Genomic DNA, 14631 nt, shown 5'->3' on the forward strand with positions numbered 1-14631 from the left:
ATTGCTGGAAAAGAAAGTATTGGTAGGTATCAAAGACATTTGAGAAAAGATAATTTTGATATTTCTGAATTCAAAAAAGAAGAAGAATATTTTGGAACAATTGCTTTTGAATCAAATGTAGATTTGAGTTTAGAAGATGTATACACACTTTATGATCAAAGATGAGAGATTGAAGAAATGTTCAATTTTTACAAAAACATTTTAGAATTATCAAAAACCAGAGTTCATTCTGAAATGAAAGTTTATACAACTGAATTTATAAACTACTTATCATTAATAATTGGAACACGTGTTAAGAACCAATTTATTAAATTGGACTTGCACAAAAATTATTCTTTCAAACAAATAATAGAATATTTAAGAAGTTATAAAATGGAACAGATAAGTGGTGAAGAATGAAAGAAAAGCAAGATGTTGAAATACGTTCAAAACCTTGCTGATTTATTAAATATATAGTATTAGACTAAAACTTTTTTAATTAATCGATATTAAAAAAAGATTCGATATAAAAAAAGATTCGATATAAGGAGAAAATCTATGGATAAAATAGCTGTAAAAAATATTAATCGATATTAAAAAAAGATTCGATATAAAAAAAGATTCGATATAAGGAGAAAATCTATGGATAAAATAGCTGTAAAAAAAATATTGGATCTAATTAAAGAAAATGATTCAATTATACTTTTAAGGCACGTTACTGCCGATGGAGATGCTTATGGATTTCAATTTGGTTTAAGAAATCTTATTAAGTTAAATTGACCAGAAAAAACAGTAAAAATTACAGGAAATCCTACTAAATATTTAGATTTTATTGGTAGTGATTTTGACGAAGTTAGCGATGAGGAGTTTAAAAATAGTTTAGTAATTATTGGTGATACAGCCAATAGACCAAGAATTGATGAACCACGTTGACACTTAGGAAAAACAATCGTTAAAATTGATCATCACCCAAATAGAGATGTTTATGGTGATGTAATGTGAGTTGATCCTGATTATTGTGCAACTTCAGAAATGTTAGCTGATATCATTTATCAAAATCCAGAATTAAAAATTGATGCTGACACTGCAAGAATAATTTATCATGGAATAGTAACTGATTCTAATAGATTTATGTTGCGTTATCCAAAGCCAAGAACATTTAGATTAGCAGGTTTCTTATTAGAACAAGGTTTTGATTTAAGTGAACTATATCAAACTATGTATCAAAAAACTGAAACTGATTTGAAATTAACTAGTTATGTTTATTCAAACTATAAGACAACTAAAAACGGAGTTAGCTATTTATATCTAAAATATTCACAATTAAAAGAGCTTGGTTTAGACACTGATTATGTTGCTTATGAGTATGTTAACTTGTTAAGTAATATTAAAGACAGACCTATTTGAGCATTCTTCTGTGAATATGAAAATGGATTAATAAGAGTTGAACTACGTTCTCAAAACATTCAAATCAATCAAGTTGCTGAAAAACACGGTGGTGGTGGACACAAAACTGCTGCTGGAATTAAAATTAGTAGTTTTGACATTGCTGATCAAGTTGTTCAAGATTTAGATGCTATTTTAGAAAAGGAGGATAAATAGTGAACAAGTTTAAAAATATGTTCAATTGATTAAATGAAAAACACTCTGAACCTATCACTAAAGAAAATATGTATGACTTTATGATTAAAAGAGATTATTCATACAATCAAAACATGACATTCTTTATGACCTTTTTAGGTTACATGGTTTATTACTTTACAAGAAAACAATGAACTATTTGAGGAAGTATTGCTCAAGCAGAAAACATCATAACTAAAGATCAATTCGCTATAGTTGGATTAGCCTTTGGTATTGCATACGGATTATGTAAATTTATAACTTCACCACTTTCTGATACAAAATCTAACCGTTGATTATTAGGATTAGGTTTAGTTGGTGCAGGAATTGTTAATATTTTAATTGGAATTAGCTTTAGTTCAACAGCTAATATGACTGCTTCAGTTGTAGGGGCATGTATCTTAATGGTATTATTAGGATATCTTCACAGTCTTGGAGCAACACCAGCAATTCGTTTATTATATAAATGATTCAACCACAACAGTCGAAGAAACAGAATGGTATTTTGAAATATTTCTCATAACTTAGGAGGAGCATTATCTGTTTCATTAATTCCTTTATCATTTACTATTTTTGGTGATAAATTAGGAACTGTTGGATACTTTATTTTACCAAGTATATTAAGTATTGTTGTAGGTATTATTATTGTTGTATTTGCAAAAGATAGACCTGAACAAGTTGGATTACCACCACTTGACAAATACTACAATTTAAAATTAATAGGTAAAACCGAACGTGCTGCTAGTGAAGAAGACAACAAACCATTTAGTTATTTCTTTGTTAAATATGTATTAAAAAATAAATGAATTTGATTACTTGTTATAGCAAATATTTGTACATATACAATGAGAGCAGGTTTAAACGATTTTACTTTAAGATATTTAAAAGACGTTCATAATTTTGATATCAAAAAAACAAGCTGGTTTAATTTATTCAATGATGGATTATGGAGCAGCAGTTATAACACTTGTTGCAGGATTAACAATAAATAGATTCTTCAAAAGATTCGTGCCCGTTATAATTTTATCTATTGCTATTACAACTTGTGCTGTTATCGGAGTTTGACAATCTGGAAAAACAGTTCCATTATTAGCGTTTTCTATGTTCTTAGGAGGGTTTATATTTATTCCTCAAACATTCTTTGGAATGTTAGCTGGTGAATTCTCTCATCACAGAGTAGTTTCTACTTCTTCAGGAATATTAGGAATCACAAGTTATGTTGTTGCAGATAGTTTAATTTCTAAAGTTGTTATCGGTATAGGTATTTTAGGAGATAAAGCAGGAGCTAAAGCTACTAGTTCTGCAGCACAATTCCAAACAATGTTCATATTAATGATCGTGTTAGGTATTATTGCTTGTTTATGCTTAGTTCCTATGTGAAATAAAAAAGTTTCAGGAAAATAGAAACTATAATAAATCAAAAGAATAAAGCTATTATTAATTAATAGTTTTATTTTTTATTTTAAAAAGTTAAAATATTAGTTAGGAAAAAAGAAGATATATGAAAAAGGTTATAGTTGGTTTAAGTGGTGGAGTCGATTCATCTGTTGTTGCATATTTATTAATTCAACAAGGATATGAAGTTGAAGGATTATTTATGAGAAATTGAGATTCAGCTGCTAATAATGATGTTTTAGGAAATAGTAATATTAATGATAGCGTTTGTCCTCAAGAACAAGATTATTTAGATGCTTTAGAAGTTGCAAATAAATTAAATATTAAATTACATAGAATTGATTTTGTTCAAGAGTATTGAGAATATGTTTTTGAATATTTTATCAGTGAGTATCAAAAAGGAAGAACACCAAATCCTGATATTTTATGTAATAAATACATTAAATTTGATAAATTTTTAAATTATGCAATTAATGAATTAAAAGCAGATTATATAGCTATGGGTCATTATGCAGGAATTAGATTTAATAATAAAACTAATCAATATGAAATGATAAAAGCAATCGATGATAATAAAGATCAAACATATTTTTTATGTCAATTAACTCAAAACCAATTATCAAGAACACTATTTCCTTTATATAACTTAACAAAACCTGAAATTAGAAAAATAGCTTCAGAGCAAAACTTAATTACAGCTAATAAAAAAGATTCAACTGGAATTTGTTTTATTGGTGAAAGAGAGTTTACAAACTTTTTACAAAACTATATCGCAAATCAACCTGGTGATATTGTTGATATTAAAACTAATAAAGTTGTTGGAAAACATATTGGTGTAATGTATTATACAATCGGTCAGAGAAAAGGTTTAAATTTAGGTGGAATGAAAGAACCTTATTATGTAGCTAAAAAAGATATAGATAAAAAAATAATTTATGTTTGTCCTTTTAGTGATGAAAGTTATTTATTATCTAATAGTTGTACTGTAACTGAAATAAACTGAACAATAGATCTAAGTAAATATGTTGATGATATTAATAATTTCAAATGTACTGCTAAGTTTAGATATCGTCAGCCTGATAGTGAAGTTGAATTAAAACATATTAAAGATAATGATTATCACATAACGTTTAAAACTCCTTTAAAAGCAGTAACTCTAGGTCAAGAAGCTGTATTTTATTTAAATGACATTTGTTTAGGTGGAGGAGTTATTGATAAAGTTAGTCAATAATTAAAAAATAATTTATAATATATATTAGTTGAAAGAGGGAATAAGACTTATGGCATCAGGAAATACAATAATGATGGTTGGGTTATTTGTATTTATTATTGGATTTGTTATTTGAAGTACTTTAACTTCAAGAAAAGCTAATAAAAAAGAAAAAGAAAAACGTTATCAACAAGTTAGAGACAAAATTAAACAATATATAGCAATTAATGAATCTAGAAAAAACTTAAGAATAGAATTTGAAAAAGTTTATTCTAGAAGAGGTGCTGAATATAAATATCGTGATGTTTTTGATGTTATTGTTCATTTAGTTTCACCAAAAACTCAAGAAATTATTGAAGTTAGAGCTTATGAAGTTGAAGGTTTAACTACTAAAATTAATAAAAATGATTATAAAACAGACTGAATTGTTAATGCTAGATTAGATTTAGAAGAAACTAAAAGAAGAATAGCAATTGGTGAAAAAGAAATCAAACTTACAAAAGAAGAAAAAAAACAATTGCGTTTAGCTGAAAAAGCTAGTGCAAAACAACTTCAACAAGAAGAAAAAATAAGATTAAAAGAAGCTAAACAAAAATCTAAAGAACAAAAGAAAAACTTAGATATTAATCACGAAAGAAGAATACACCGTTCAAAACATAAATTCGTTCCAACTAGAGTTAAAGAAAATTAATAAATTTAAAATTACAATCATATTAGATTGTAATTTTTATTTGCTTAGCAATGAAGTATAATTGTATTTAAAGAATGTAGAAAATAGGTAGAAAAATGTCAAATATTTTTAAAACAAATATATCTAAAGAAACATTTAAAACAGCTAATACTCAATGTATTAAACAAGCTTGAGTTTTTCATAGTATACAAAATTTTAAAACAACATTAGAATTTAGTAAAAACAAGAAATATTTTTTTAATTTAGATAACGATTTAGAATCTGAAGATGATTATAACTCTAATGCAACTAATATAAATTTATTTGAAGATTATGTTTTTTCTGATTTAAAAACTGATAAAGAAAAAGAATTAATAAGACAAAAATTAGAAGAAAGTATTTTAAGTGATGATGGTTTTAGCTTAGAAGAATTTCAAGGCGATGCTATTGAAGATGGTAAAGAATTTGGTCAAAAAGCAATTGAATTTTTTGAAATAGAAAAAAGAAAAAATCATCCAAACAAACTTACTAAAAGTTTTAATGAAATAACAAAGACTCAACAAGCAGTTAAAGAAACAAAAGAATTATTAGAAAAGTATCAAGACAAATATATTTATTTATATGAACCTGCTTTTGAATATGATAATTTTAATCTTAAAGTTAGATGTGATATTTTAAAACTTTTAGGAGATAATCGTGTTGAAATAATAGAAGCTAAAGCAACAAGTAGTGTTAAAAAAGAACATTTTTGAGATTTAGTTTATCAAGCATATGTGTTAGAAAAAAACGGTTATATTGTTGAAAATATAAAGATTTGTAAGTTAAATAGAGATTATTTACACGCTGAAGATTTAAATTACTATTTTGATTTTAAAAAAGAATTAGCTGATCTTGATGATAAACATTCAGATGGCAAAATTTCATTTGATAAAGCTAAAGAAGTTGTTGAAAATATAGATAATTTAAATTTAAACTTTAAAGATTTAGATGATACTGAAGATCTTGATATTGAAAAACTTGTTAGTTTAGATGAATTAACCTTTGGTGAATCTAAAAATAGAGTCACTTTATTTCAAGATTATCAAAACTTAAAAAACTTTATAAATTTAGATGAATTATTTTATAAAATATCAGAATATTTAAGTTTAAATGAAAATGAAATTTTATCTATTTTTAATAATGAATCATGTTATTTACAAATTACTAAAACTAGATCAAGAAATGCTGAGTGAACTAATTGAGAACTAGGTGAAAAATCAGCATGTAAACATGTTTTAAAATATTTTGACCAAACTATTGAAGGATGATGACAATTAACTGGTAAAAATAAAGATAAAAGAGCATTTTTAATTAAAGAGTTACCTTCACCTTATTTTAAAGATTACAATACATTAAATGATGTTGTAATAGATAACTTAGTTGATTCAAAAACTTTTTTTAATAAAGATCAAGAAAGAATATTTGAAGTAGCTAAATATGAACAAGAAATTTTAAATGATGAATCATTAATGATTAAAGATGAAAACTATGATTTTTTAAAACAAGAATTAAAAAAATACCAAAAATATCCTATTTTTATGTATGATTTTGAAACAGTTAAATTTGCTGTACCTAGATTTTATAGAACAAATCCATATCATCAAACACCATTTCAATATTCCATTCATATAATTAATGATGATAATTATGATTATAATGATGAACAAACAATGAAACATTATCAATTTTTATCAGATTCAAAACAAGATCCTAGAAAGGGATTTGTGATCCAATTTTTAAAAGATATTTTTGAAAATGATCCTGGAGTTTATGTTGCTTATAATAAATCTTTTGAACAAAGAGTTTTAAAATGTTTAGCTTGTTTATTTCCTGAATTAGAACTACCTTTATTGTATGTTGTAAATAATACAATTGATCTAATTGATTTTTTTAAAGGTAAAAAAGGAGAAAGACCATCATTTTTAATAGCTAATAAAAATTTTCACGGACTAACTTCAATTAAAAAAACCCAACCTGCTTTAGATCCACATTTTACTTATAAAATGCTAACTATTAATAACGGTGGAAAAGCAAGTGAAATGTTTAGAAGATTTTTAGAAGATAGACTTGATGATCAACTTTGAGATCAAACATTTAAACAAGATATGATTAATTATTGTAACCGTGATACTTTAGCGATGGTTGTGATTTTAAAAAGAGTTTTTGAAATAACTAGAAAGTGGGAAAAAAAGCATGGAAAATAAAAAAATTAAAGCTGTATTTTGTGGAACACCTAAAATTGGAGCCACTATTTTAAAAGCATTAACTCAAATAGAAGAAATTGAAGTAATTCTTGCTATAAGTCAACCAGATAAACCTCAAGGAAGAAAAAAAGAATTAGTACCAACTCCAGTTAAACAAATAGCACTAGATAATAATATTAAAGTGATTCAACCTATAAAAATAGGTGATGTTTATGAACAGTTAGCTGAATTAGATTTTGATTATTTTATTACTTGTGCTTATGGTCAGTTTATTCCTACTAAAGTTTTAAAATTAGCTAAATTTGATTCTATTAATTTTCATGGAAGCTTACTACCTGAACTAAGAGGTGGAGCTCCTATTCAATATGCAATTAAATTAGGTAAAAAAACTACTGGAATGAGTATTATGAAAATGGTTAGAGAAATGGATGCTGGAGATTATTATGTTCAAGAATCTATTGATATTTTAGATAGTGATGATTCAGGAAGTTTATTTGATAAAATGGCTGATCTTGGTGCTGATATGGCTAAAAAATATTTAGTTGATATTTATAATAATAAATACACACCTATCAAACAAGATGAATCTAAAGTTACATTTTGCCGAAACATTGCTCCAGAAGAAGAAAAAATTAATTGAGATGATACATCATTTAATATTTTTAATTTAATTAGATCACTTTCACCATCACCAATTAGTTATACAACTATTCATGAACAAAGATATAAAATTAAAAGTTCAAAAATAACTGAAATTGATGATAAATTTATTGATGTTAAACCAGGAACAATTATTGATATTAATAAACAAGGAATAGTTGTTAAAACTAAAGATAAAGCGATTACTATTTTAGAAATTCAACGCCAAGGTAAGAAATTACAACCTGCATCATTATATTTTTTAAATAATTTATCTGATTTAAAAATTAATGATATTTTTGATTAAAACCATTGATTATACGCTAGTCAATATCTATGATTTAAGTGGTATAATATTATAGAATTTTGCTTTTAAGCAAGAAATTTATTATTAAAAAGGAGAGTACAAATGTCAGTTAATGATTTACGTCCAGGAACTACCTTCTTATATGATGGTAATATCTATCTAGTTTTAGAACAATCATTTTCTAAAACTGGACGTCAACAAGGAAAGGTTTCTGTTAAAGCTAAAAACTTAAGAACAGGATCACGTGTTGACATAACTTTTACTGGTGGAGAAAAAGTTGACAAAGCAATGATCGAAAGAAAAGATATGCAATACTTATACAATGATGGTGTTGATGCATATTTAATGAATACTGAAACTTATGATCAGGTTCAAATTCCAATGACAAGATTAGAGTGAGAAAAAAACTTCTTGGTTGATGGTTTAATGATCAAAATGACTGAATTTGAAGGTGAAGTTTTAGGTATTAATTTACCTGATAAAGTTGAATTAACAGTTGTTGAAGCTGAAGTCGCTGTTAAAGGAGACACAACAAGTGGAGCTCAAAAAAAAGCTGTGCTAGAAACAGGTTTAGAAATTATGGTTCCTTTATTTGTTAACGAAGAAACTAAAGTTATTATTTCAACAAATGATGGAAAATATGTTGGTAGAGCTTAATTAGACAAATTAAGAGGTGATTTAAATGTATATAACTATTGATAAAAATAGAAGTGGAAACTTAGAAATTGAACAAAATGTAGTGTATAAATTAATAAAAAGCACTGTTATGTCAAATTTCGATGTTGAACCACAAAGTATAGATGTTTTAACAAACGTTTTTCAAGATAATGAATTATACATTTTAATAACTATAAAAGTACAAAAAGCATTAGATACTTTAAAAATTAATAAAGATAAACTTTTTAAAATTATTGATAAAACAATTTTTCAAGCTATATCAATAAAACCTAAAAATATTAATATTTCATATGTAAAGTAAAAAGAGAGGAAGTAAATAATGAAATTTAATGAAGAAAAATTAGTTGATCAAGGTCAAGGTAAATGAGTTGTTACAATTGATGGTCAAGAATGAGAAGAATTATTAAAAAAAGCTCGTAACAAAATTAAAAGTAATTTAGAAATTCCAGGATTCAGAAAAGGAAAAGCTCCAGAATCAAAAGTTAATGTATACTTAACTCCTACAAAAGTTTATAATGAAGCTTTCAGATTATCATTATCATCAGCATTTGATTTTGCTAGAGAACAAAAAAAAGAATTAGAACCAATGAATTCTCCTGCTCCAGTGCCAGCAAAAGTTAGTGAAAAAGAATTAGTAATTAACTTTGTATTTGACTTACGTCCTGATATTAAATTAGGAGCATATACCGGAATCACAACATTTGAAAAAGAAAAAATTGAAGTAACTGATCAAGAAGTGGATCAAGTAATTGACAGCTACTGTCAACAATTTGCTATGGAAAAACCAAAACCAGCTGATGCAAAAATTGCTAAAGGTGATGTTGTAGTATTTGACTTTAAAGGATATGTTGATGAAAAACCATTTGATGGTGGTGAAGCAAAAGACTTTAAATTAGAAATCGGATCAAATCAATTAGTTCCAGGATTTGAAGATTCAATGATCGGATTATCAGTTGGTGAAAACCAAGAAATTAATGTAAAATTCCCTAAAGAATACATTCCAGCATTAGCTGATAAAGATGCAAAATTTGTTTTAAACATTAAATCAATTAATGAAAAAGTAATTCCTGCTAAAGATGATGAATTAGCTAAAGACCTGAATATGCCAGAAATTAAAACATTTGCAGATCTACAAGAAAAAGTTAAATCAGATGTTTTAAAACAAAAAACAGCTTCAGCTAAATCTATTTTTGTAGATAAAGTTATGGAAGAAATTATCAAAAACTCAGAAATTGATTTACCAAAAACAGCAATCGAAAGACAAGCAAAAGAATTGAAAAAAGAATTTGAACAACAAATCGCTCAACAAGGAGTTAATTTAAAACAATACAAAGAATTAACTAAATTAACTGATAAAGATATTGAAGAAGAATTATTAAAAGATGCAAAAAACCGCCTACAAAGTTACTTAATAATTTCTGAAGTTAAAAACAAAGAAAACATTAACGCAACTGATGAAATTATTAATAATAAACTTGAAGAAATTGCTAAATACTACGGTGTTGAATTAGACTTAATTAAAGGTTCAATTTCATTAGATTCAATCAAAAATCAAGTTGAAGATGAAATGGTTTATGACTTTTTATATGAAAAAAATGGAAAATAATTAAAAAATTTCCTAAAACTATATTGAAGCATCCAAATGGATGTTTTTTCTTTAATTAGCACTTGACCATATAAAGTGCTAGAATTATGATATGATATATAAAGAGAAATAAATAAAGGAGTGAGGGTATGAAAATAAATAAAATACCTGTTGTTGTAACTAGAGGTATAGTATTATTTCCTACTAATTTGAAAGTAGTAGAATTTGGTAGAGAAAAAAGTAAGTTAAGTATCAAAAAAGCTGAACAAGATTTTGATAGTAAAGTTATTGTTATTTCTCAAAAAGTTCCTTTAGATGAAAATCCTTCTACAGATAAATTATTTGAAATAGGTTGTTTAGCTAAAGCTAGCGTTAAAAAAGTATGAAAAGATGGCACTTTATCAACAGAATTAGAATTTATTTCAAAAGTTCAAATTGATAATTTTATTGAAGAAGATGGAATTTTATATGCAGAAGCAACAGTTTTAGAAGATCAAGTTCCAACAACTGATCAAGAGAAAAATAAAATAAGAGAATTAATTTTAGATCTAGGCAAAGTTACTTCAAGAAGTACAAGCGAACTTGACCAAGCTATTAAAAAAGATGATTGAAGTAATGTTAATGAACTAATATATAATTTAGCTGATAAAGCTTCATTTATACCATTACCTATGAAAATTAAATTATTACAATCAATTTCATTAGAAGAAAAAATTAATTTATTAAAAGACTTATTAAAAGATAGAAGTAAAGCTCAATCTCAAACTGGAGATGCATTATCAGTGGAAACTGAAATTAATAAAAAGTTAAAAGATAAAATGGACAAACAACAAAAAGAATATTATCTAAGAGAAAAAATGAGAATCATTAAAGAAGAACTAGATGATGAAGACTCAGATAAAAGTCAATTAGATAAATATAAAAAACGTTTAGAAACTGAACCATTCCCAGAAAATGTTAAAGAAAAGATTTTATCTTCAATTAGAAGAATCGAAACAATGCAACCAGGAAGTGCTGAAGTAAATGTTGAAAGAAATTATGTTGATTGAATGATGTCAATTCCATGATGAGAACAATCTGAAGACATTGCTGATTTAAAATATGCACAAGAAGTTTTAAACAAACATCATTTTGGGTTAAAAAAAGTAAAAGAAAGAATTATTGAATATCTTGCTGTTAAACAAAAAACTAAAACTTTAAAAGGCCCAATTATTACATTAGTAGGTCCTCCTGGAGTAGGTAAAACTAGTTTAGCTAAATCAATTGCTGAAGCTTTAGGTAAAAAATTTGTTAAAGTTTCACTAGGTGGAGTTAAAGATGAATCAGAAATTAGAGGACATAGAAAAACTTATGTAGGTTCAATGCCTGGTCGTGTTATTCAAGCAATGAAACGTGCAAAAGTTAAAAATCCATTATTCTTACTAGATGAAATTGATAAAATGGCAAGTGATCAAAGAGGAGATCCTGCTTCAGCTATGTTAGAGGTTTTAGATCCAGAACAAAACAAAGAATTCTCAGATCATTACATTGAAGAACCTTATGATTTAAGTACTGTTATGTTTATTGCTACAGCAAACTATCCAGAAAATATTCCAGAAGCATTATATGACAGAATGGAAATAATTAATTTATCTAGTTATACTGAATTAGAAAAAATGCACATTGCAAAAGATTATTTAACACCAAAAATCTTAGAAGAAGACCAACTAACAGAAGAAGAATTAAAATTCACTGATGAGGCCTATGATGAAATGATCAAGTATTACACTAGAGAAGCCGGTGTAAGACAATTAGAAAGATGAATTTCAACAATAGCTAGAAAATTTATTGTTAAATTATTAAATGGTGAAGTTACAAATCTTGTTGTTGATAGAAAAGTTGTTAATGAATATTTAGGTAAACATATTTTTGAACATACTTCAAAACAAGATGATTCTCAAGTTGGAGTAGTTACTGGATTAGCATACACTCAATTTGGTGGAGATATTTTACCAATAGAGGTAAGTATATATCCAGGAAAAGGAAATCTAACTTTAACTGGTAAACTTGGTGAAGTTATGAAAGAATCAGCAACAATCGCACTAACTTATGTTAAATCAAATTATGAAAAATTTGGAATTGACAAAGATGCATTTAAAGATGTTGATATTCATATTCACGTTCCTGAAGGAGCTGTTCCAAAAGATGGACCAAGTGCTGGTATTACATTAACTACTGCTTTAATTTCAGCATTAACTAAAAAACCAGTTTCAAAAGAAATAGGAATGACAGGAGAAATTACATTAAGAGGAAATGTTCTTCCAATCGGTGGATTACGTGAAAAATCTATTTCAGCTTCAAGAAGTGGATTAAAACACATTCTAATTCCTTTTAAAAATCAAAAAGATCTTGATGATGTTCCTAAAGAAGTACAAGATGTATTAAAAATAACTCCAGTTTCAAAATACGAAGAAGTATTTGATATTGTTTTTAAAAAATAATTAATTAGGTTGGTTTATCCAACCTTTTTATTACTTTAAAAGTATTAAAATTAAATTATACTTAGGAGATTTATTATGAATAAACCGCTATCATTTTTATTGCGACCAAAAAGCGTTAAAGAAATTATAGGTCAATCTCATATTTTAAAAGAAAACGGACTAATTAATAAAATGATTAAAAATAATTATTGTACTTCATTAATCTTTTTTGGTCCTAGTGGAGTTGGTAAAACTAGTTTTGCAATTAGTTTAGCAAATGATTTAAATATTGAGTACGAACTTTTTAATGCTAGTTATGATAAAAAAGAAAAACTAGTAAAAATTATTGATAAAGCACTGTTAAAAGATAGATTTATTGTAATTATTGATGAGATACATCGTTTAAATAAAGATAAGCAAGATATTCTGTTAGAATACATGGAAAAAGGAAATATTTATGTATTTTCTACAACTACAGAAAATCCTTTTTTTGTAACTAATCCTGCTTTAAGAAGTAGAAGTTTATTAATACAATTAAAATCAATTTCACCTCAAGAAATGTTTGAATATGCAAAAAAATTAATTAGTGAAAATAAAATATCAGTTAATATAAATGATGAAGCATTGAACTATTTAAGTGAGATATGTGTTGGTGATGTTAGAAGTTTTTTAAACTCATTAGAATTAATTCAAACACTTTATAAAGATGAATTGATTGATATAAAACAAATTAAGATGATATTAACAATGTCTAAAAATTCTGATTCTGCATATGGTGATGAATTTCATAATTTAAAATCAGCTCTGCAAAAATCAATTAGAGGAAGTGATGTGGATGCTTCTTTATATTATTTTTCTAGATTAATAGAGTTAGGTGATTATGAAACTTTAATGAGAAGAATGGTTATTATGGCTTATGAAGATATAGGAATGGCAAATCCTACAATACCAAGTAGAGTTGTACAATCTACAATCGCTTTCAGACAAATTGGTATGCCAGAAGGGATTATTATTTTAGGTTTATCTATTGTCGAAATGACATTAAGTCCAAAATCTAATTCAGCTTACTTAGCTACAAAAAAAGCTCATCAGTTAGTTTTAAATGGTGAGATTTATGATATTCCAAAACACTTAAAAGATACTCATTATAAATCTGCTAGAAAACTAGGAAACGGAATAGGTTATAAATATTCTCATGATTATAAAAACTCTTGAGTTGAACAACAATACTTACCAGATGAATTGAAGAACATTAAATTTTATGAACCTAAAAATTCTGTTTATGAAGCCAAAGTTTATGAACTTTATAATAAGACGAAAAACAAGAAATAAAAAACTTTCTCAGCGAGAAAGTTTTTATTTCCTACGTTTCCCACTTTAAGCATAAAAATAACAGTTTAAACTTATAAACCTAAATTTATAAGTCAACTGTTATCTTTTTAAAACTTCTAAAAGAGTGTGATAAGTATCTCAACTTTCTTTTAACCCATCATTAAACACTTGTATTGTTTCTGTTTTTTGTTTGTTTACAAATACCTCAATTTCTTTGACATCTTTAATAACGTTAATCATTTTATGTTCAGTAATTCTATTTTTACCTTGTAATCCTAATCTAGAATTCAAAAGGTAAACTACATAATTTAAAAACACTAAAGATACAAAACATAAACAAATATATCCAACAATATGATTTCATGTTGATAGATACATTGGACGAAGTGAGAATTTACCTTTTAACGTTTTAAAATTAGATTCAATTTGTCACTGTTTTGAATATAAATTTACAATATCAACTACAGATAAATCAGTTCTATTTGTTTCATAAACATAATATCCATCGTATTTT

Annotated in this window: 13 protein-coding genes and 1 pseudogene; 13 read left to right on the forward strand and 1 reads right to left on the reverse strand. The window is 26.1% G+C overall.

What is annotated here, in order from left to right; genetic code table 4:
* The 13 genes and pseudogenes from AB668_RS01305 to AB668_RS01360 form a co-directional block, all read left to right on the forward strand.
* Positions 1-456: pseudogene (locus AB668_RS01305) on the forward strand (transposase); the annotation flags it as partial.
* Positions 457-621: 165 nt separating this feature from the next.
* Positions 622-1581 (forward strand): DHH family phosphoesterase, encoded by a 960-nt coding sequence (locus AB668_RS01310; protein WP_004427068.1) that lies wholly within the window; start codon positions 622-624, stop codon positions 1579-1581.
* Positions 1581-2591 carry an MFS transporter gene (locus tag AB668_RS01315; RefSeq protein ID WP_235443317.1) on the forward strand — a complete coding sequence of 337 codons (1011 nt, stop codon included), beginning with the start codon at positions 1581-1583 and terminating at the stop codon, positions 2589-2591. The genes AB668_RS01310 and AB668_RS01315 overlap by 1 nt, the downstream gene beginning before the upstream one ends.
* Entirely contained in the window at positions 2536-3003 is a 468-nt protein-coding gene (locus AB668_RS05905; RefSeq protein ID WP_235443318.1) for a hypothetical protein, read from the forward strand. The genes AB668_RS01315 and AB668_RS05905 overlap by 56 nt, the downstream gene beginning before the upstream one ends.
* Positions 3004-3100: 97 nt before the next feature.
* Positions 3101-4225, forward strand: coding sequence for a tRNA 2-thiouridine(34) synthase MnmA (gene mnmA / locus AB668_RS01320; protein ID WP_050517286.1), 1125 nt, complete (start codon positions 3101-3103; stop codon positions 4223-4225).
* Between the two features lie 49 nt (positions 4226-4274).
* On the forward strand, positions 4275-4895 hold the full coding sequence (locus tag AB668_RS01325; protein ID WP_050517287.1) for a hypothetical protein: 621 nt from the start codon (positions 4275-4277) through the stop codon (positions 4893-4895).
* Positions 4896-4990: 95 nt separating this feature from the next.
* The gene (locus AB668_RS01330) at positions 4991-7117 is read left to right on the forward strand and encodes a DUF2779 domain-containing protein (protein ID WP_050517288.1); all 2127 of its coding nucleotides are present in this window, start codon (positions 4991-4993) and stop codon (positions 7115-7117) included.
* Positions 7107-8063 carry a methionyl-tRNA formyltransferase gene (fmt, locus tag AB668_RS01335; RefSeq protein ID WP_050517289.1) on the forward strand — a complete coding sequence of 319 codons (957 nt, stop codon included), beginning with the start codon at positions 7107-7109 and terminating at the stop codon, positions 8061-8063. The genes AB668_RS01330 and fmt overlap by 11 nt, the downstream gene beginning before the upstream one ends.
* A 102-nt stretch (positions 8064-8165) precedes the next feature.
* Positions 8166-8720: an elongation factor P gene (gene efp, locus AB668_RS01340; RefSeq protein ID WP_050517290.1), complete on the forward strand. Its 555-nt coding sequence runs from the start codon at positions 8166-8168 to the stop codon at positions 8718-8720.
* Between the two features lie 25 nt (positions 8721-8745).
* The gene (locus AB668_RS01345) at positions 8746-9042 is read left to right on the forward strand and encodes an MMB_0454 family protein (protein ID WP_050517291.1); all 297 of its coding nucleotides are present in this window, start codon (positions 8746-8748) and stop codon (positions 9040-9042) included.
* Positions 9043-9060: 18 nt separating this feature from the next.
* Positions 9061-10347 (forward strand): trigger factor, encoded by a 1287-nt coding sequence (gene tig, locus AB668_RS01350; RefSeq protein WP_050517292.1) that lies wholly within the window; start codon positions 9061-9063, stop codon positions 10345-10347.
* Between the two features lie 128 nt (positions 10348-10475).
* Positions 10476-12806 (forward strand): endopeptidase La, encoded by a 2331-nt coding sequence (gene lon / locus AB668_RS01355; RefSeq protein WP_050517293.1) that lies wholly within the window; start codon positions 10476-10478, stop codon positions 12804-12806.
* A gap of 75 nt (positions 12807-12881) precedes the next feature.
* On the forward strand, positions 12882-14117 hold the full coding sequence (locus tag AB668_RS01360; RefSeq protein ID WP_050517294.1) for a replication-associated recombination protein A: 1236 nt from the start codon (positions 12882-12884) through the stop codon (positions 14115-14117).
* A 99-nt stretch (positions 14118-14216) separates the two neighbouring features.
* On the opposite strand, the gene AB668_RS01365 is transcribed toward AB668_RS01360, so the two are convergent.
* Positions 14217-14631: transposase (locus AB668_RS01365; RefSeq protein ID WP_152908021.1), on the reverse strand; the 415-nt coding region annotated here is incomplete at its 5' end.

This window comes from Mycoplasma sp. HU2014, assembly GCF_001199495.1.
Classification (GTDB): domain Bacteria; phylum Bacillota_I; class Bacilli_A; order Mycoplasmatales; family Mycoplasmataceae; genus Mycoplasma.